The organism is Rhodococcus sp. Chr-9, from assembly GCF_000801125.1.
Lineage (GTDB): Bacteria > Actinomycetota > Actinomycetes > Mycobacteriales > Mycobacteriaceae > Rhodococcus > Rhodococcus pyridinivorans.
Map to the genome: position 1 here is coordinate 1 of NZ_JTIZ01000133.1, position 521 is coordinate 521.

Here is a 521-nt window from a genome sequence, read left to right on the forward strand (position 1 = left end):
AGTATCTTTCATCAATTTAACATTGTGTTTTCCATTTGTATCTCCTTAATTTCTATAAGACTATAATATCAAAAAAAGTTCACACTGTCAAGCATAAACTTTATTTTCAATTATTCTTCGCCTTTCCATTGTTTGAAATCATCAGCTATATCTTGTGCAAAGCCCATAATGTCGTCAGCAGTGTATTCTGTAAGCTTATTCTCGTTACTTAAGTTAGCAAGTTCTCCTGCATAGTCTAAAGCCTTGTTACGGTCTTTGTCGTAGCTTTCACCCTCTTTCTTGCCAGCTCTCACTAGATACTTTAATACCTGCATTGTATACCAGCCTGCAAGCTCTTCATAGTTAAAATGATGTTTAAAGTATTCGTTAAGTTCCATACCGTATTCATTGGCATAGTGCTTATTTGTACCATAATTCATTAGATGTTACCCCCAATCCATGCAATAAGCAACGTCGCAAGCATACCTATCCAAGTGATAGCGATAAGTGTAAGGCCGACACCTGCAACCATCATTAAAGTT

The 521-nt window shown here is 36.1% G+C and carries 1 protein-coding gene; it reads right to left on the reverse strand.

All coding sequences use genetic code 11. The annotated features are described in order from the left end of the window. Positions 1-110: 110 nt before the first annotated feature. Positions 111-419 (reverse strand): DUF3310 domain-containing protein, encoded by a 309-nt coding sequence (locus tag QR64_RS26310; protein WP_039587726.1) that lies wholly within the window; start codon positions 417-419, stop codon positions 111-113. Positions 420-521: the final 102 nt, after the last annotated feature.

What these genes read in the sequence shown, in the direction of transcription:
- QR64_RS26310 (WP_039587726.1), bottom strand. Translation starts at nt 419, where the DNA reads ATGAATTATGGTACAAATAAGCACTATGCCAATGAATACGGTATGGAA.